Raw genomic sequence first — 16,334 nt, 5'->3', positions numbered from 1 at the left:
CTCTGCTTTTGTGTTGCGGCGCAGCATTGACTGGGGCAGAGCGCCACTGCGCTTGAAAAAGCGCAGGTGGGGGCATAGGCTGATGTTCCCCGGAAAGATTAAGAGCCACAGCAGGATGGCCGGCGGAGGGAATGGATAGAAGGTCCACCGCCCGGTCGTAACAGGAGCATGACATGGACGCCTTGGTTTCTACCGAATGGCTGGAACGCGAACTGGGGGCATCGGACCTGCGGGTTGTCGATGCGACGAAATTCATGGCGGGAACCGACCGCGACGCGCGGGCCGAATATGAAGCCGGCCATATCCCCGGCGCGGTGTTCATGGACCTGACCGAACTGGCCGACGCGACGAGCGCGGTCGAAAATATGGCGCCGCCGCCCGAAAAATTCGCGAGCCGCATGCAGTCGCTCGGCCTCGGCGACGGCAGCCGGATCGTGATCTATGACGACAGCCCGCTCAAGAGCGCGGCGCGTGCCTGGTGGCTGCTCAAACTGTTCGGCGCGCATGATGTCGCGCTGCTCGACGGCGGCCTCGCCAAGTGGAAGGCCGAAGGGCGCCCGCTCGAAATGGGCAAGCAGACGCTGCGCCACCGCCACTTCACCGTTTGGCGCGACGCGAAGGCCGTCCGCACCAAGGATCAGATGCTCGCCAATGTCGATGGCGGCACCGAACAGGTTGTCGATGCGCGCCCGGCGGCGCGCTTCACGGGCGAGGAACGCGATCCGCGTCCGGGCATGGCACCGGGACATATTCCCGGTTCGCGCAGCCTGCCGCACAGTCAGCTGTTCAACGACGATGGCACGTGGAAGCAGGGCGATGCGCTGAAGGCGGCTTTCGATGCCGCCGGGATCGATCTCGACAAGCCGCTCGTCGCGACCTGCGGCAGCGGCATGACCGCGACCGTCCTTGCCTTTGGCGCGCATCTGCTCGGCAAGGATGATGTCGCCGTTTATGACGGCAGCTGGAGCGAGTGGGGCGCCGACGCGGCCACCCCGAAAGCGACCGGCGCGGCCTGACCGGGCGGTGGCCGGCCCGGCGGACAAGGATGATCGACGCCGCCCCGCGACGAAGCTCGTGCAGGGCGGACGGCGGCCCGAATGGACGGGTGACCCTCGGCTTGGCGGGGGCATCGTCAATCCGCCGGTCTGGCGTGCCTCGACGATTCTTTATGACAGTATCGCCGATCTGAAGGCGCGCGGCCATGCGACGCACGACAAGCTCTATTACGGCCGCCGCGGTACGCCGACGGTATGGGCGCTTGCCGACGCGCTGACCGAACTCGAGCCGGGCGCGGAGGGCACGCTGCTCTATCCTTCGGGCGTTGCAGCGATATCGGCGGGGCTGCTTGCGCTGCTCGCGCCGGGCGATCATCTGCTGATGGTAGACAGCGCCTATGAACCGACGCGAAGCTTTTGCGACGGCATGCTCGCGCGGTTCGGCGTGCGGACCAGCTATTATGATCCGTGCGTCGGCGCGCGCATCGCCGATCTGATCGAACCCGAAACGCGGCTGATCTTCCTCGAATCGCCGGGCAGCCTGACCTTCGAGGTCCAGGATGTGCCAGCGATCACGCGCATCGCCCGCGAACGCGGCGTCGTGACGATGCTCGACAATACCTGGGCGACCCCGCTGCTCTTTCCGGCGATCGCCCATGGCGTCGACGTGACGATGATGAGCCTGACCAAATATGTCGGCGGTCACTCGGACGCGATGATGGGATCGCTCACCGCGACGCGCAGCCTCTGGCCGCGGCTGCGGCAGGCGACCTATCAGCTCGGCCATTCGGTATCGCCCGACGATTGCGCGCTGATGCTGCGCGGACTGCGCACGCTCGATGTGCGGCTGGAGCGCCACGGCGCCAATGCGCTTGCGGTGGCGCGTTGGCTTGCGGCGCGGCCCGAGGTCGGGCGGGTTCTCTATCCGGCGCTCGCGGACGATCCGGGCCATGCGCTTTGGACGCGCGATTTTTCGGGGGCGAGCGGCCTGTTCGGCTTTACGCTGAAAGGCGCGGGCGATGCTGCCCGCGCGCGCTTTATCGACACGCTCGCTCTGTTCGGCATCGGTTTCAGCTGGGGCGGCTTCGAAAGCCTGGTGGTACCAAGCGATCCGCAGACGATTCGCACCGCGACCGATTGGACCGATCCCGATGCGCTCATCCGCCTGTCGATCGGGCTCGAGGATCCGGTCGACCTGATCGCCGATCTCGAACGCGGATTCGCGGCGCTCGGCGGCGCATCTTGATGGACGCGCTGCTCCTCCGGCTGGGCTTGCCGCGCATGGCGGAGGCCCAGCTGGCGGAGCTCGGCGTCGCCGCGATGATCGCCGGAGCGGCCTTGATCGTCGGCTGGACGCTGAAGGTTCGGCTCGGGCCGCAGCTGGCCAACTGGCTCCATGGCCGCGAACGCCATTCGCGCGGGCCGCTGACCGAACGAGCACCCGCGATTCTCGGCTGGCTGGTCGCGCTTCTGATCGCCGGAATCGGCTGGAGCGCCTGGGCCTGGACGCCCTATCCCGCGCTGCTGCTCGGGCTGGTGCTCGCTTTCTCGGCCGCGGCGACGGCGCGCAATCTGGTGCTGGGCGTCGGGCTGGGCCGCGTTCCGGCGCTGATGCTGGCGGCGGTGCTGTTCGTGGCGCTGTTGTCGCACGTCGTCGGCGGACTGGAGACCCTGCAGGACCGGCTCGATGCGATCGGCTTCAGCGCCGGGCGCATGCATGTCTCGCTGCTGTCGCTCATCAATATCGCCCTGACGGCGCTGGTGCTGTTCCTGCTGGTGCGTATCGCCAACCGGGTCGTGCGGCGCGTCGTGCGCGGCGGTCCCGACCTCGATCCCACGCAGCAATTGCTGGTCGAAAAGATTGCGAGCGTTGTGATCGTGATTGCGGCCTTTTTCGTCGGCATCGACCTGCTCGGCATCGATCTGACCGCCTTTGCGGTCTTTTCGGGTGCGCTCGGGCTCGCCGTCGGTTTCGGCCTGCAAAAGACGTTCGGCAATCTGATCGCCGGAATCATCCTGCTGATGGATCGGTCGATCAAGCCGGGTGATGTCATCGTCGTCGCCGATGCGGTGGGACGGGTGAACAAGATCGGGGTGCGCGCGGTGTCGGTCATCACGCGCGATGGCAAGGAACATCTGATTCCGAACGAACTGCTGATGACCGAGCGGGTCGAGAATTGGAGTTATTCGAGCCGCGAAGTGCGAATCAAGATGGCGGTCGGCGTCAGCTATGACAGCGATCTGCGGCTGGCGCAGCGATTGATGCTCGAGGCCGCCGACGAAGCGCCGCGCGTTCTCAAAAAGCCCGCCCCGGTGTGCTGGATCACCGGTTTCGGCGACAGCGCGGTCAACCATGAACTGCGGCTGTGGATTTCGGACCCCGAAGGTGGGCTCGGCAATATCCAGGGCGACGTTTTTCTCCGCATCTGGGACAAGTTCAAGGCGGCGGGAATCGAAATTCCCTTTCCGCAGCGCGACGTCCATGTCCGCTCGCTGCCCGAAAAAACGCCCGCCGCGGCAAAACCGAAGCGGGCGTCTCGAAAGCCGGGCTGAGCGATACCGTTGCCCGCGTCAGAATCCCTTGGCCTTGGCGCGTTCGATTCCCTGAAGAATGATCGCCTTGGCTTCGTCGACGTCACCCCAGCCGCCAAGTTTCACCCATTTGCCGGGTTCGAGATCCTTGTAGTGCGCGAAGAAATGCTCGATCTGCTGCAGCACGATTGGCGGCATGTCGGAGTAGCTTGCGACGTTCGCATAATAAGGGAAGGTCGAATTGACCGGCACGCACAGAAGCTTTTCGTCGCCGCCGCCATCGTCTTCCATTTTGAGGACGCCGATCGGGCGGCATTTGACGACCGCACCGGCAACCACCGGCGACCGCGCAACCACCAAGGCATCGAGCGGATCGCCGTCTTCGCCCAGCGTATGCGGAATGAAGCCATAATTGGCGGGATAGCGCATCGGCGTGTGCAGGAAACGATCGACGAACAGCGCGCCCGACGCCTTGTCGAATTCATATTTCACCGGCTCGCCGCCGATCGGCACCTCGATCAGCACGTTGAGGCTGTCGGGCGGACTGTCGCCGGCGGGGATAAGGTCGATGCGCATGGGAGAGTATCCTTATTTGGTGATTTGCGCGCGCCTTTAGCGCCCGTGGGCGCCGAAAGTCGAGGCCATTACGACCAAAGATAGGCCGGCGCGATCAGAGCGCGCGCTTGGGCGCGAGCAGCCGGTCGAACCAGTCGGGCCCCGTGCCGACCTTTTCAAGGTGCGGCCAGCGCAGCCCGTCATGATAGTCGATCTCGACCGTCCGGTAGCGGCCGCCGCGTTCGACGAGCAGCCGAACCGGGGTCTTGCCGTCGGCGGCGGCACGGATCGCCGCCTCCAACCGCTCGCGGTTATAGGCCATGCCATCGACCGCGAGGATCTTGGTGCCGTTGATGATGTCGGCGCGAAAGGCGGGGCCGTCCCACAGGATGCTGCCGGCGACGCCGTCCTTGTCCACGGTCATGCCCAGCGAATGGGTGAGGTCGAAATTCTTCGCCCGTGCCATCCGCGCCCGGTCATAGGCGTTGGGGGCATCGCGCCAGACAAGGCGGTAGCCCGCCTTTTCGATACCGCCAACGGGCGCCGGTTGGCCCGGTTCCTGAAGCCGCGTGCGCAGGAACTTGTCCCAATCATAGGGATAGACGGCGTTGAGCGCCGCGACGACATCGGCAAAATTATAGGTAACCTCGCCCCAGTCGCCGTCGCGGCCGCCGAAGAAGCCGCGCGCGAAATCGTCGAGGCTCTTGGCATTGTTGGTCGCGTCTCGAATCAGCATGTCGGCCTCGAGCCAGACGAGCGAGCCTTCGTTGTAATAATCCTCGGTGCGCGTCGCGCTCGGGAAGGGGCGCGGCTTGCGCGCCGCGATCACCGGATCGAGCGTCGTATCCTCGACCGATCGCCATGCGCGACCCGGCTGGACGCTGTAGAAGGCGGCGTTGCTCGCCCATTCGCCGAGGATTGTGTCCTTCGACTGCATTCCCGACCGGCCGGCGAGGACCAGATCCCAAAAGCTTGTCTGGCCTTCATAGACCCACAGCAGATTGCCCTGCATCGGGGTGCGATAGTCGGGGGTCCATAATTTGTCGGGGCGGCGATATTTGCCGTTCCAGCTATGCACGAATTCGTGCGGCAGCAGCCCGCGATCCGAATCGCCATCATCCCATTTGGTGAAATAGTCGGTGCCGCGGCTGTTCTCGCTGCTGCGATGATGCTCAAGGCCAATGCCGCCCAGCTCGTCGGTCAGGGCGAGCAGAAATTCGTAGCGGTCGAAATGCTTCGTCCCGAACAGCGCCAGCGTTTCCGACACAAGCGCCGCGTGCCGCGCGATCTGGTCGGGCGTCGCGTCGAGATATTTGGCCTCATCGGCGACGACGTTCAGCGTGACATTCTGACCCAGATCCCATTTGCGGAAATAGCGCCCCGCAAACATCGGGCTGTCGACCAGCGTTTCATAGCTCGTCGGCGCATAGCTGTAGCGGTTGCCGGAAATCTTGAGCCCGTCGAGCGCTGCGGCGCCGGTCCAGCCTTCGGGCAGCGTCAGGTCGAGCTGGACCGGAATCTGGCGCGTGAAATAGCCCGCGGGGTACATGCTGACCTGTTCCCATTGCAGGTTCATCATCGCCGGCGTCACCACGACCCGGCCCTCGCTGCTGCGCGTCGGCGACAGGAAGTCGAAGGCGATGTCGATGTTCTTGGTGCCGGCGGGCACGTCGATGTCGAAGGCGTAGACGTCGGTCGGTTGCCGCGTCCAGCCGAGCGGCTGGCCGCCGGCGCTTGCCTTGAACCCCGCTATTTCGGCGATTGCGCCGCGCGGTGCGTGCTTGCCGGGAAGCCATTGCGGATAGAGCAGGGTGAATTTGCCCGCGCGCGGCACCGGAATGGTCTGGCGCACGCGATAGATGCCGCGGGCAAAGTCGGTCGCATCGACCTTGAGCAGCATCATGCCGGGATAGGGTTTGTCGGCGGGCAGCGGGATCACATGGGGCTGAACCACCGGTTGCGGTCGGCTGTTGGCCTCCTGGGCGGCGGTGGCGGATACAAACAGGGCGGGGGCCGCAATCAGCGCGGCGGCGACGAACGGTGCTTTTTTCATGGGCAGCGACTCTGCCGCCAAATGCCGCCGCCGTCCAGCGCGGGCTTGCGCAAGCGCGCTTTGCCTTTCGCCGAAAAAAGATTAGACGCGCGGCGCATGAGCAAGGACAAAAACGCGAAGATCAGCGTCCCCCAGCCGGTGCGCGGCACCCAGGACATGCTCGGCGAATTCGCCGACCGGTTCGCGCATGTCGTCGACGCGTTCGACCGGGTGCGCCGCCTCTATGGTTTCAAGCGCGTCGAGGTGCCGGTGATCGAGCCGACCGCGGTGTTTGCCCGCTCGCTCGGCGAAACGACCGACGTCGTGTCGAAGGAAATGTATTCGTTCGAGGATCGCGGCGGCGAATCGATCACGCTGCGCCCCGAATTCACGGCCGGCATCGCGCGCGCCTATATCACCAACGGCTGGCAGCAGTTTGCGCCGCTGAAGGTCGCGACGCACGGTCCGCTGTTCCGGTACGAGCGCCCGCAGAAGGGCCGCTACCGCCAGTTTCACCAGCTCGATGCCGAAGTGATCGGCAGCGACAGTCCGCTCGCAGATGCCGAACTGCTCGTCTTCGCCGACCAGCTTTTGAAGGAACTGGGCGTCGCCGACGGCGTGACGCTGACGCTCAACACGCTGGGCGATGCGCCAAGCCGCGATGCGTGGCGCGCGGCGCTGGTCGAGCATTTCGAGGCCCACAAGGGCGACCTGTCCGAAGACAGCCTGGCGCGGCTCGACAAAAATCCGCTGCGGATATTGGACAGCAAGGATCCCAAGGATCGCCCGGTTGCCGACAGCGCCCCCGACATCGACGCGTTTCTGACGGCCGAAGCCCAGGATTTCTTTGGCGCGGTCACGTCCGGTCTCGACGCCGCGGGCGTCGCGTGGGACCGCAACGCGCGGCTGGTGCGCGGGCTCGACTATTACCGCCACACTGCCTTTGAGTTCGTCACCGACCGGCTGGGCGCCCAGGGCACCGTGCTCGGCGGCGGACGCTACGACGGCCTTATCGAAGCGCTCGGCGGCCCTCCGACCGCGGCGGTCGGCTGGGCGGCGGGGATTGAGCGGCTGGCGATGTTGCTTGGCGACGATGCGATCGACACGCGCCTCGACGCGGTGATTGCGGTCGAGGACGATGGCCAGCTCGCACTTGCGATGCGGGCTCTTGCAGCGCTTCGTACCGGAGGCTTCGCCACCGAAATTGTGGCGACCGGGTCGCCGCGCAAGCGTTTCGACAAGGCTGCAAAAATTCCGGCGCAAGCGCTGGTGTCAATCGGAACGCGCGACGGTTCGCCGCATGTCAACGTGCGCGGCGACGGAGAGCGGGCGCGCGCGATCGAGGCGCTCGTCCGCGCACTGTGATGACCAGCGTTTCCGAAAAGCAGATCGACGCCATCATCGAACGGCATGCCGCGCTGCAGGCGCGCATGGCGACGGGCGATATGGCGCCCGCCGATTTCGTTGCGGCATCGAAGGAATTTGCCGAGCTCGAACCGGTCGCCAGGGCGGCGGCCGAAGTGATGCGGCTGCGCGGTGAGCTGGTGTCGCTCGCCGAGATGCTCGCCGATCCCGAGATGAAGGCGATGGCCGCCGAGGAAATCGCCGCGCTCGAGGAAGCGCTGCCCGCCGCCGAGCATGACCTTGCCATCAAGCTGCTGCCCAAGGATGTCGCCGACGAACGCGCCGCGATGCTCGAAATCCGCGCCGGCACCGGCGGCGACGAGGCGGCGCTGTTCGCGGGCGACCTTTTGCGCATGTACAGCCGCTATGCCGACAGCCAGGGCTGGAAGGTCGAGATCATCTCGGCCAACGAGGCCGAGGTTGGCGGCTACAAGGAAGTCGTCGCGTCGGTGAGCGGTCAGGGCGTCTTTGCGAAACTGAAATTCGAAAGCGGCGTCCACCGCGTCCAGCGCGTGCCGGTCACCGAAAGCGGCGGGCGCATCCACACCAGCGCTGCGACCGTCGCTGTGCTGCCCGAGGCTGAAGAGGTCGACGTTGCGATCAACGACAATGACCTCAAGATCGATATCTACCGCGCGTCGGGCGCCGGGGGTCAGCACGTCAACACGACCGATTCGGCGATCCGTATCACGCATATCCCTTCCGGCCTGGTCGTGATTCAGCAGGACCAGCGCAGCCAGCACAAGAATCGCGCCAAGGCGATGCAGGTGCTGCGCGCGCGGCTCTATGATCTGGAGCGCGAGAAGATCCACAGCGCCGAGGCATCGGCGCGCAAGTCGATGGTCGGGTCGGGGGACCGGTCGGAGCGCATCCGCACCTATAATTTCCCGCAAGGCCGCGTCACCGATCACCGCATCAACCTGACGCTCCACCGCCTGCCCGAGATATTGGAAGGGCAGATGGACGAACTGATCGACGCGCTGATCGCCGAGGATCAGGCGCAGCGGCTGGCGGGGCTTGCCGATGGCTGACCGGCGCGGCGAGGCGGATAATAATCTGCGCACCGCGACAAATCTCCTGTCCGCGACGAGCGACACGCCCCGGCTTGATGCCGAATTGCTGATGGCGCACGCGCTCGGGATCGACCGCCAGGCCCTATTGCTCGATTCTTCGCGCTATGAGGTGCCCGAGAGTTTCGTGCAGCTGGTCGCGCGGCGCATGGGCAACGAGCCGATCGCCTATATTGTCGGCTATCGCGATTTCTGGACGATCCGCGTCGAAGTTGGCCCCGGCGTACTGATTCCGCGGCCCGACAGCGAAACGCTGATCGAGGCCGCCATCGCGCTTGCGCGCGGGCGCGAGGCGGACTGGCCGCGCACCATCCTCGATCTGGGCACCGGTCCGGGAACGCTGCTGCTCGCGGCGCTCGACGCTTTTCGGGGCGCGACGGGGCTGGGGGTCGATGCGTCGGAACAGGCGCTCGCCTATGCCCGCGACAATGCGGAAGCGTTGGGCTTCGCGGCGCGGACGACGTTCCGCGCGGGCGACTGGGCGGCGGGGCTCGATGGCGCGTTCGACCTCATTTTATGTAACCCGCCCTATATCGCCGACGACGAGGCGCTGATGCCTGACGTTGTCGATCATGAACCCGCAGAGGCGCTGTTCGCGGGCGCCGACGGGTTGGACGACTATCGCCGGATCATTCCCGATCTGCCGCGCCTGCTGGCACCCGGCGGAGCCGCGATCCTTGAAATCGGGCATCAGCAACGCATATCGGTGTCGCAGCTGGCCGAGGCGTCGGGTTTCGCCGTCGCCTGTCGCCGCGACATCGGGGGCCGCGATCGGGCGTTGGTGCTGACCCCGCCCGAATGATGCAGCGCAAGAATTTGCTTGGTTTCCGCCGCAAAGCCCTGTAGGGGCGGCCTACAGACCCGAGCGGGAACCTTCATTGGTCCGGCCGGTCTGCTTCCCACTTGCGATGCTCGTGCGGGGCTTTGGCCCGGTGCAGGCGGTAAGGGCAAAAACCGCGCGGCAAGCGCGGGCGCGGCGCGCAAATGGCGCGGTCGGCCAAAAGGGGTTGGCGTAGCTTATCAGCTTATCAGGATGTCTCAGTTGAACATGAACAACCGGCAGAGCGGTCGCCGTCGCGGCCGCAACAACAACAACAACCGTTCGCAGTCGGGTGGCGGCCGCGGCGGTGTCGACCAGGCCAATCGTATCGACAGCCGGGCGCGCGGCAACGCGGCGCAGATGATCGAGAAATACAAGAATCTCGCGCGCGACGCCCAGCTTTCGGGCGACCGCGTCCAGACCGAATATTATCTTCAGTTTGCCGACCATTATTTCCGCGTGCACAGCGATTTCCGCGCCCGCCAGGAAGAACGGAACGGCGGCGCGCCGGATCGCAACGATCGCCAGCGCGAAATTCGCGGCGTCGAGGATTTCGACGCGCACGACGACACCGATCTCGATAGCGACGACAATGACGGCGACCGCGATCAGAGCGAGAGCCGCGACCGCCAGGGCGACGACAATCGCGGCAACCGCCGCGATCGCGACCGCAATAATGACCGCAACACTGATCGCGGCAACGACCGGGGCAACCGTCGCAACAATCGCGATGCGGCGCGCAGCGATGACGATGCCGGTGGCGATGGCGAGAGCTCGACGGAAGCTGAAGCGAGCGAAGAGGCTGCACCGGCGCCGCGCCGCCGCGGCCCGCGCCGCGCCCAGCCCGAAGCTGCCGCCGAAGACAGCAGCAGCATCGACAGCGCCGCGCTCCCCCCCGCGATCGGGCGCAGCGAGCGCGCCGCCGAGGCTGAAACCGCCGACGCCGATGCGCCCGCGCCGAAGGCGCGCCGAACCCGCCGCACGCTCGCCGCGCGCGACACCGGGGTCGAAGCGGCCGAATAAGCCCGCGATTTCGCACTGGTTTTCACCAGCGACATGACCTAGCCTCCCGCCATCGTTCGCGATGGCTGGGGGAGAATATCGATGCGCCGGTTGGTCTTGGCTTTGGGTCCGGTGATGCTTGCCGGACTTGCACATCCCGCCTTGGCGCAGGACGGCGACCCTGCCACCGCGCAGGGCGATGTTGCGGTTACCATCTATAATAATGGCCAGTCGCTGGTGCAGGACGCGCGCCAGCTCTCGGTCACGCGCGGCCGCAACCGGATCGAATTTCCCGACGTTTCGGCGCGCATCCGGCCCGAAACGGTGACGCTCTCGGGTACCGGCCTCTCGATCGTCGAACAGAATTTCGATTTCGACCTGCTCACCCCCGACAAGCTCATGGACAAGGCGGTCGGCCAGTCGGTGACGCTGGTCCGCACCAATCCCGCGACTGGCGCGGAGAAGAGCGAGCGGGCCAAGGTGCTTGCGGCGAACGGCGGCATCGTTCTGCAGATCGGCGACCGGATCGAGGTATTGCGCGACGACGGCCTGCCCGTGCGCACCGTGTTCGACCGCCTGCCGCCCAATTTGCGCGCGCGGCCGACGCTGTCGGTGACGGTCGATGCTGCCGAGGCGGGCGCGGTGCCGGCGCGACTTTCCTATCTGACGCCCAATTTGGGCTGGACCGCCGATTATGTCGCGCTGTTCGATGCGGCGAAGGGCGCGATGGATCTTCAGGGCTGGGTGACGCTGACCAACACTACGGGTACGACCTTCACCAATGCGCGCACCCTCTTGGTGGCGGGCAATCCCAATGGCGGCGGTGGCGGCTTCACCCGGCTTGCCGGGACGATGGACAGCGCGGGCACCGAATCGAACGATCGCGAGCGGCTGGGTGACTATTATCTCTATCCGCTGCCCGCACGCACCACGATCGCCAATGCGCAGCAGAAGCAGGTCAGCTTCCTTGACGTGAAGAGTGCGCCGGCGAAGTCGACCTATGAATTCACCAATCGCTGGCTCGGCAGTAGCAACGATCCGGTCAGCGCGGCGAGCGTGCTGCGCTTTTCGACCTCGCGCCAGGGCGGGCTCGGCGACCAGCTGCCCGCGGGAACGATCCGCGTCTATATGCGCGACGCGCGCGGCGATCCGCAATTCATCGGCGAAAATCGCATCGACCATACCCCGATGGGTTCGGCGATGTCGCTGCGCACCGGCGACGCGTTCGATGTCAAGGTGCTGCCGACCATCGTCTCGCGCACGCGCAAGGGCGATTCGCGCTGGGTGACGAAGATGAAATATACGCTCAGCAACGCCCGGCCGGGTCCGATCACGGTGCAGTTGGCGCAGGACGGGCTGTGGGGCGATGTACGGATCGTCGACGAAAGCCTGAAGAGCGAACGCGTCTCCGCCGACCGCGTCGAATGGCAGGTGCCGGTCCCTGCCAACGGCAAGGCCGACGTCACCGTCACTTTCGACACCCGCTACTGAGCCGCGGCGTGGCGCGCGGCTGGCCGCTGTTGATCTGGGCCGCGGCGCTGCTCGCGCCGCCGCCGGCGCTTGCGCAGACCGAGCGGCCTATCGTCGTTTCGGCGGCGGCGCAGGATGTCGCGGTCACCGTCTATCGTGCGCCGAATCGCGGTAGCGGGCCAATCGATCCGCGCTGGCCGCGCGGCTTTGCCTTCATCACCGAAAGCCGCCGCGTGACGCTGCCCGCCGGGGTGTCGGTCGTGCGCTTCGAAGGCGTGGCCGAAGGACTGCTCCCCGAAACCGCTGTGGTGAGCGGGCTTCCCGACGGGGTAATCGAAAAGAACCGCGATGCCCGCCTGCTTTCCCCCGCCGGGCTCGTCGACGCTTATCTGAAGCGCCGCGTCACGCTTCGCCGCACCAATTTGAAGACAGGCAAGGCGATCGAGCAGGAAGCGGTGATCCAGGCCGGACCCAATGGCGGGGTCATCCTTGAAACCGCGAACGGGATCGAAGCGCTCGGCTGTTCGGGACTGCCCGAACGCATGCTCTATCCGCGCGTCCCCAAGGATCTGTCGCCGCGCCCGACGCTGTCGGTGCTCGTCGAAAGCACAGCACCGCGCACCGTCACCATCCAGCTTCTCTATCTGGCCGAAGGGTTCGACTGGGCCGCCAATTATGTCGCGAATCGCGGCGCCGACGGCAAGACGCTCGACCTCACGGGCTGGGTCACGGTCGCCAATGGCGGCGTGACGAGCTTTCCCAATGCCCAGCTCAATGTCATCGCCGGGCGGCTCAACAAGATGTACAGCCCGCCGCTGCCGCGCAGCACGGCGGGGCCGCTGGTGCTCAAATGCTGGCCGATGGATATCACGAGCACGCACCCCTATTGGGAGCTGCCGCCGATCGAGGCATATGATGGCTTTGATGCCGGTCTGGTAGAGGAAGTGGTTGTGACGGGCTCCCGAATCGATCGTCGCGCCCGGGCCATGGCGCCGCCCGCTCCAGCTGCACCTCCCCCGCCACCACCTCCCCCGCCGCCGCCTCCCGAGGATCTTGGCGACCTCAAATTCTATCGCATCCCCATTCGCGTCGATGTCGCGGCAAAGGGGCAGAAGCAGGTGGCGCTGCTCGCGCAGGGCGGAGTTGCGGCCGAACAGCTCTATGCGGGGTCGCTTTATAATTATGGCAATGGGCGGCCGCAGCCGCTGACGACCCGGCTGCGGGTCCAGAATCGCAAGGCGGACGGGCTTGGCCTCGCGCTTCCCGCGGGGGCGGCGATGGTCTTCGAAACGGTCGCGGGCGAGCCGTTGCTGGTCGGCGAGGCGAAAATCGGCGACAAGGCCGAGGGCGAGCGCGTCGATTATGATCTGGGGGCGAGTCCCGCGGTCCAGTATCGCACCGTCGTCCTTCCCGATTCGGATGCCGACCACCGGCTGTGGCAGGTGACGTTGACCAACGCGCGCCCGACCGACGCCGAGGTGGAATTGCTCATTCCCTTTGCCATTGACCCTGCCCCCGAAGGCTGGGAGCGGCGCGGCAACAGCTGGGTCTGGCGCGTCCGCGTTCCAGCGAACGACCGCATCGAACAAAGCTTTCGCGAAAACCGCAAGGGCGGCTGAGTGCGATCAGGCCGGCGGCAGCGGGCGCGGCCGGTGATTCTCGTCGAGCGCGACGAAAGTGAACAATCCCTCGGTGACCTTCACCTGCTCTTCGCCGCGGCCGCGGGTCGCGATCACCTCGATCCGGATGCCCATCGATGTGCGGCCGCGCCGTTCGAGATGGGCATAGACCGAGATGATGTCGCGCAGCAGGATCGGCGCGATGAATTCCATCGCCTCGATCGCCACCGTCGCGGTCGGCCCCTGCGCGATTCGCGCGGCGACGATCCCGCCCGCAATATCCATCTGCGCCAGCACCCAGCCGCCGAAGATATGGCCGTTGCTGTTGATGTCGGCCGGCTGCGGCACGACGCGCAATATGGGGTCGCGAGGATTGTCGGTCATGGGTTGAGGTCCGGGTCGTCCTTGAAGGGATCGTCGATCGATTCGTCGTGGCCGCTGCCGCTCGACAGAAAGACAAGTCCCATCAGCGCCGCGCCGAGCATGACCGACAGGCCGACGCCCGCGGCGGTCGCGATCATCATGTGGATTGTGAGCGCCTCGCCCATGGTGAAGCGCAGCCAGCTCAGCGCGCCGACGACGGCGAGCAGCGAGACGATGCTCATCCCGCGCATCAGCCGGCGATAGCGCGCCCAGGCGACTTTCGAGGTATCGCGATTGTCGAGCGGCGAAGGTTTGACCATGCGCGCTTCCATGAACCAAGCCGCGGGCGAGGCCAAGCGGTAATGGCGACCCCCCGTTCGTTTCGCGCCCGCCGCGAATCATGATAGACTGCGCGGGCAACGACAGGACAATCGGGAAAGGAGCGCCAGCGCATGACGATCGGAGCGATTCTTCAGGGGCGGAGCGGTGCAGTGGTCGCGGCACGGACCGACGATATGGTGCGCGCGGTCGTCGATCTGCTTGCCCAGCATCGGATCGGAGCGGTGCCGGTACTCGACGGCGATTCGCTGGTCGGCATATTTTCCGAACGCGATTTCGTGCGCCTCGTCGCTTCCTACGGTCCCGAGGCGCTCGACCGCCGGCTCGACGATGTGATGACGCGATCGCCGGTGACCTGCGGTCCGGACATGGCGGTGATCGGCGCGCTGTCGCAGATGACGCAGAAGCGGATTCGCCATTTGCCGGTAGTCGATGGCAGCCGCCTGGTCGGATTCGTCTCGATCGGTGACCTCGTCAAATATCGTATCGACAAGATCGAGGCCGAGGCGGCGGCGATGCGCGACTATATTGCCGGCTGACCCGCTGCTTCGGCTCCTATTGAAAATTAATCGGTTGGCGGTAACGCGAAAACTATGAAGCGCGTCGTCGACCGGATCCAGTGGCATCGCAAGCAATGGGCGCATCGGCGGCTGGCCGCCGGCGTGCTCAAGGCGCGGCCCATTGTGCCCGCCGACGACGGCGTCATCTATTTCTCTATGATCGGTACGCGCGTGCTGCTGCCCTATCTCGTGTCGATCAAGTCGCTGTGGCACCAGGTGCCGCGCGGCCGTGTCGTGATTCTGGACGACGGCACGCTCACTGATGCCGACCGCGAACTGCTCGCTCATCATCTCGGCGATCCCGAGATTCGGGCGATCGCGGCGGTCGATACCGGCGATTGTCCGCGCGGCGGGACGTGGGAGCGGTTGCTGACCATCCTCGACCTGCGCGCCGACGCCTATGTCATCCAGGTCGATTCGGACACGGTGACGGTCGGCCCGCTTCCCGAAGTCGCCGCGGCGATCGATGCCGGGCGCAGCTTTACGTTGAAGGGCGAGGCCGCCTCGCAGATCCTGCCGCTGGCGACGATCGCCGCGCAGGCGATCGAATCGCAGCGCTTCACCAATCCCGCGGCGCATGTTCAGGGGGCGATCGAATCGGGGATGGACCGGCTCGATCTGCCGGAGCTGGCGTCGCCGGCCTATGTGCGTGGCTGCTCGGGGTTCGCGGGCTTCGCGCCGAGCGGTGAGGGGCGGCGAATCGCCGAAGCCTTCTCGCGCGAGGCGACGGCGCTGCTCGGCGCCGAGCGCTGGGCGCAATGGGGCAGCGAGCAGGTGACGTCGAACTTCGTCATCGCGAATCAGCCCGACCCGCTGTTGTTGCCCTACGAGCGCTACATCAATTTCTGGAACGAAGGCGTGCCCGAAGATGCGCGCTTCATCCATTTCATCGGGACGCACCGCTTTTCCGGCGGCGCCTATGCCGATGCGACGCGACGCGCCGTCGCGATGCTGCCGCGCTGACGCAGCGGCGCCGGGTCAGGCCGCGGGATTGCCGCGCGCCATCGCGACCAGATCGCCGATCGTCTCGCGCGCGAAGAGCATGAGCCCGCCGGCATAAGTCAGCGCGCCGATTCCGACGAGCAGGGCGAGCCGGGGCGCCATCGAAACTTGGGCGAGCAGGCGGCCGGCGACCATCACGGCGGCCGCCATCGCCATCGCGACGAGCACCGAGGGCAGGATGGCGCGGAGCAGGGCGCCCGCGCGCATCCCGATCACCGGAAGCGACCGCCACGCGGCGAAAGCGAACAGGGCCGGATAGGCGGCGATCCATGCCGCGGCGATCCCGGCGATTCCCCAATGGCCCCCGACGAGAAACGCGACCGGCATGATGAGCGCGCCGATCGCGGCGTTGCGCAGCGCGATCTCGGGCCGGCCCATCGCGTCGGTCGCGGGTTGCAGCAGAGTGAAGAGGGTCCAGAAGGGCATGGCGATCGCGAGCAGACGGATCAGCGGAATGGCGCCGGCCCATTTGTCGCCGAGCAGGACGAGGACAAGCGGTTCGGCAACGACCGCGAGCCCCAGAAAGAAGGGCATCGCCGCCGCCATGATCGCGCGCACCGCGCGGGCGAAG

16 protein-coding genes (1 of these 16 only partly in view) are annotated in these 16,334 nt (G+C 66.2%); 11 read left to right on the top strand and 5 right to left on the bottom strand.

Annotation, left to right across the window (positions count from 1 at the left end):
• Window positions 1-173 precede the first annotated feature (173 nt).
• From sseA to MU856_RS15975, 3 genes are read left to right on the top strand one after another with little or no spacing between them, the layout of a single operon-like run.
• On the top strand, window positions 174-1,016 hold the full coding sequence (sseA, locus tag MU856_RS15985) for a 3-mercaptopyruvate sulfurtransferase (RefSeq protein WP_062901458.1): 843 nt from the start codon (window positions 174-176) through the stop codon (window positions 1,014-1,016).
• A gap of 7 nt (window positions 1,017-1,023) precedes the next feature.
• Complete coding sequence (gene metC, locus MU856_RS15980; RefSeq protein ID WP_186401504.1) at window positions 1,024-2,241, top strand: cystathionine beta-lyase; 1,218 nt, start codon at window positions 1,024-1,026, stop codon at window positions 2,239-2,241.
• The gene (locus MU856_RS15975; RefSeq protein WP_186401505.1) at window positions 2,241-3,548 is read left to right on the top strand and encodes a mechanosensitive ion channel family protein; all 1,308 of its coding nucleotides are present in this window, start codon (window positions 2,241-2,243) and stop codon (window positions 3,546-3,548) included. The genes metC and MU856_RS15975 overlap by 1 nt, the downstream gene beginning before the upstream one ends.
• Window positions 3,549-3,566: 18 nt before the next feature.
• On the opposite strand, the gene ppa is transcribed toward MU856_RS15975, so the two are convergent.
• The gene (ppa, locus tag MU856_RS15970; RefSeq protein WP_003041938.1) at window positions 3,567-4,103 is read right to left on the bottom strand and encodes an inorganic diphosphatase; all 537 of its coding nucleotides are present in this window, start codon (window positions 4,101-4,103) and stop codon (window positions 3,567-3,569) included.
• A 94-nt stretch (window positions 4,104-4,197) separates the two neighbouring features.
• Window positions 4,198-6,135 (bottom strand): M61 family metallopeptidase, encoded by a 1,938-nt coding sequence (locus MU856_RS15965; protein ID WP_263587914.1) that lies wholly within the window; start codon window positions 6,133-6,135, stop codon window positions 4,198-4,200.
• A 96-nt stretch (window positions 6,136-6,231) separates the two neighbouring features.
• Between MU856_RS15965 and hisS the strand changes: the two genes are divergently transcribed.
• From hisS to MU856_RS15935, 6 genes are all read left to right on the top strand, one after another.
• Window positions 6,232-7,479, top strand: a complete 1,248-nt coding sequence (hisS, locus tag MU856_RS15960; RefSeq protein WP_263587913.1) for a histidine--tRNA ligase — start codon at window positions 6,232-6,234, stop codon at window positions 7,477-7,479.
• Entirely contained in the window at window positions 7,479-8,549 is a 1,071-nt protein-coding gene (gene prfA, locus MU856_RS15955) for a peptide chain release factor 1 (RefSeq protein ID WP_062901462.1), read from the top strand. Before hisS ends, prfA begins: the two co-directional genes overlap by 1 nt.
• The gene (gene prmC, locus MU856_RS15950; protein WP_263587912.1) at window positions 8,542-9,390 is read left to right on the top strand and encodes a peptide chain release factor N(5)-glutamine methyltransferase; all 849 of its coding nucleotides are present in this window, start codon (window positions 8,542-8,544) and stop codon (window positions 9,388-9,390) included. The genes prfA and prmC overlap by 8 nt, the downstream gene beginning before the upstream one ends.
• Before the next feature lie 231 nt (window positions 9,391-9,621).
• Window positions 9,622-10,431 carry a DUF4167 domain-containing protein gene (locus MU856_RS15945; RefSeq protein WP_263587911.1) on the top strand — a complete coding sequence of 270 codons (810 nt, stop codon included), beginning with the start codon at window positions 9,622-9,624 and terminating at the stop codon, window positions 10,429-10,431.
• An 81-nt stretch (window positions 10,432-10,512) separates the two neighbouring features.
• On the top strand, window positions 10,513-11,901 hold the full coding sequence (locus MU856_RS15940; protein WP_217372881.1) for a DUF4139 domain-containing protein: 1,389 nt from the start codon (window positions 10,513-10,515) through the stop codon (window positions 11,899-11,901).
• Between the two features lie 8 nt (window positions 11,902-11,909).
• Window positions 11,910-13,499, top strand: coding sequence for a DUF4139 domain-containing protein (locus MU856_RS15935; protein WP_263587910.1), 1,590 nt, complete (start codon window positions 11,910-11,912; stop codon window positions 13,497-13,499).
• A 6-nt stretch (window positions 13,500-13,505) separates the two neighbouring features.
• Here the strand turns inward: MU856_RS15935 and MU856_RS15930 are convergent, their stop codons facing one another.
• Entirely contained in the window at window positions 13,506-13,883 is a 378-nt protein-coding gene (locus MU856_RS15930; RefSeq protein ID WP_003041896.1) for an acyl-CoA thioesterase, read from the bottom strand.
• Window positions 13,880-14,182, bottom strand: coding sequence for a hypothetical protein (locus MU856_RS15925; protein ID WP_058812393.1), 303 nt, complete (start codon window positions 14,180-14,182; stop codon window positions 13,880-13,882). Before MU856_RS15925 ends, MU856_RS15930 begins: the two co-directional genes overlap by 4 nt.
• Before the next feature lie 132 nt (window positions 14,183-14,314).
• Here MU856_RS15925 and MU856_RS15920 point away from each other — a divergent pair, with 132 nt between their 5' ends.
• Window positions 14,315-14,740, top strand: coding sequence for a CBS domain-containing protein (locus MU856_RS15920; RefSeq protein WP_263587909.1), 426 nt, complete (start codon window positions 14,315-14,317; stop codon window positions 14,738-14,740).
• A 54-nt stretch (window positions 14,741-14,794) separates the two neighbouring features.
• Window positions 14,795-15,724 (top strand): hypothetical protein, encoded by a 930-nt coding sequence (locus MU856_RS15915; protein WP_263587908.1) that lies wholly within the window; start codon window positions 14,795-14,797, stop codon window positions 15,722-15,724.
• Window positions 15,725-15,739: 15 nt separating this feature from the next.
• Here MU856_RS15915 and MU856_RS15910 read toward each other — a convergent pair whose 3' ends face one another.
• Window positions 15,740-16,334: the 3' end of an oligosaccharide flippase family protein gene (locus MU856_RS15910; protein ID WP_263587907.1), read on the bottom strand. 932 nt of this gene lie beyond the right edge of the window; only the last 595 of its 1,527 coding nucleotides appear in the window; its start codon lies off the right edge, out of view; the stop codon is at window positions 15,740-15,742.

Source organism: Sphingopyxis sp. GC21, from assembly GCF_025727575.1.
GTDB classification, from domain to species: Bacteria; Pseudomonadota; Alphaproteobacteria; order Sphingomonadales; family Sphingomonadaceae; genus Sphingopyxis; species Sphingopyxis terrae_A.
This window is presented reverse-complemented; position numbering and strand designations above follow the sequence as displayed.

Bases quoted from the DNA above. Each gene is read 5' to 3' on its own strand.
- MU856_RS15940 (WP_217372881.1), top strand. From the start codon at position 10,513: ATGCGCCGGTTGGTCTTGGCTTTGGGTCCGGTGATGCTTGCCGGACTT.
- ppa (WP_003041938.1), bottom strand. From the start codon at position 4,103: ATGCGCATCGACCTTATCCCCGCCGGCGACAGTCCGCCCGACAGCCTC.
- prmC (WP_263587912.1), top strand. From the start codon at position 8,542: ATGGCTGACCGGCGCGGCGAGGCGGATAATAATCTGCGCACCGCGACA.
- hisS (WP_263587913.1), top strand. From the start codon at position 6,232: ATGAGCAAGGACAAAAACGCGAAGATCAGCGTCCCCCAGCCGGTGCGC.
- prfA (WP_062901462.1), top strand. From the start codon at position 7,479: ATGACCAGCGTTTCCGAAAAGCAGATCGACGCCATCATCGAACGGCAT.
- MU856_RS15920 (WP_263587909.1), top strand. From the start codon at position 14,315: ATGACGATCGGAGCGATTCTTCAGGGGCGGAGCGGTGCAGTGGTCGCG.
- MU856_RS15965 (WP_263587914.1), bottom strand. From the start codon at position 6,135: ATGAAAAAAGCACCGTTCGTCGCCGCCGCGCTGATTGCGGCCCCCGCC.
- MU856_RS15975 (WP_186401505.1), top strand. From the start codon at position 2,241: ATGGACGCGCTGCTCCTCCGGCTGGGCTTGCCGCGCATGGCGGAGGCC.
- MU856_RS15915 (WP_263587908.1), top strand. From the start codon at position 14,795: ATGAAGCGCGTCGTCGACCGGATCCAGTGGCATCGCAAGCAATGGGCG.
- MU856_RS15930 (WP_003041896.1), bottom strand. From the start codon at position 13,883: ATGACCGACAATCCTCGCGACCCCATATTGCGCGTCGTGCCGCAGCCG.
- MU856_RS15925 (WP_058812393.1), bottom strand. From the start codon at position 14,182: ATGGTCAAACCTTCGCCGCTCGACAATCGCGATACCTCGAAAGTCGCC.
- MU856_RS15945 (WP_263587911.1), top strand. From the start codon at position 9,622: ATGTCTCAGTTGAACATGAACAACCGGCAGAGCGGTCGCCGTCGCGGC.
- sseA (WP_062901458.1), top strand. From the start codon at position 174: ATGGACGCCTTGGTTTCTACCGAATGGCTGGAACGCGAACTGGGGGCA.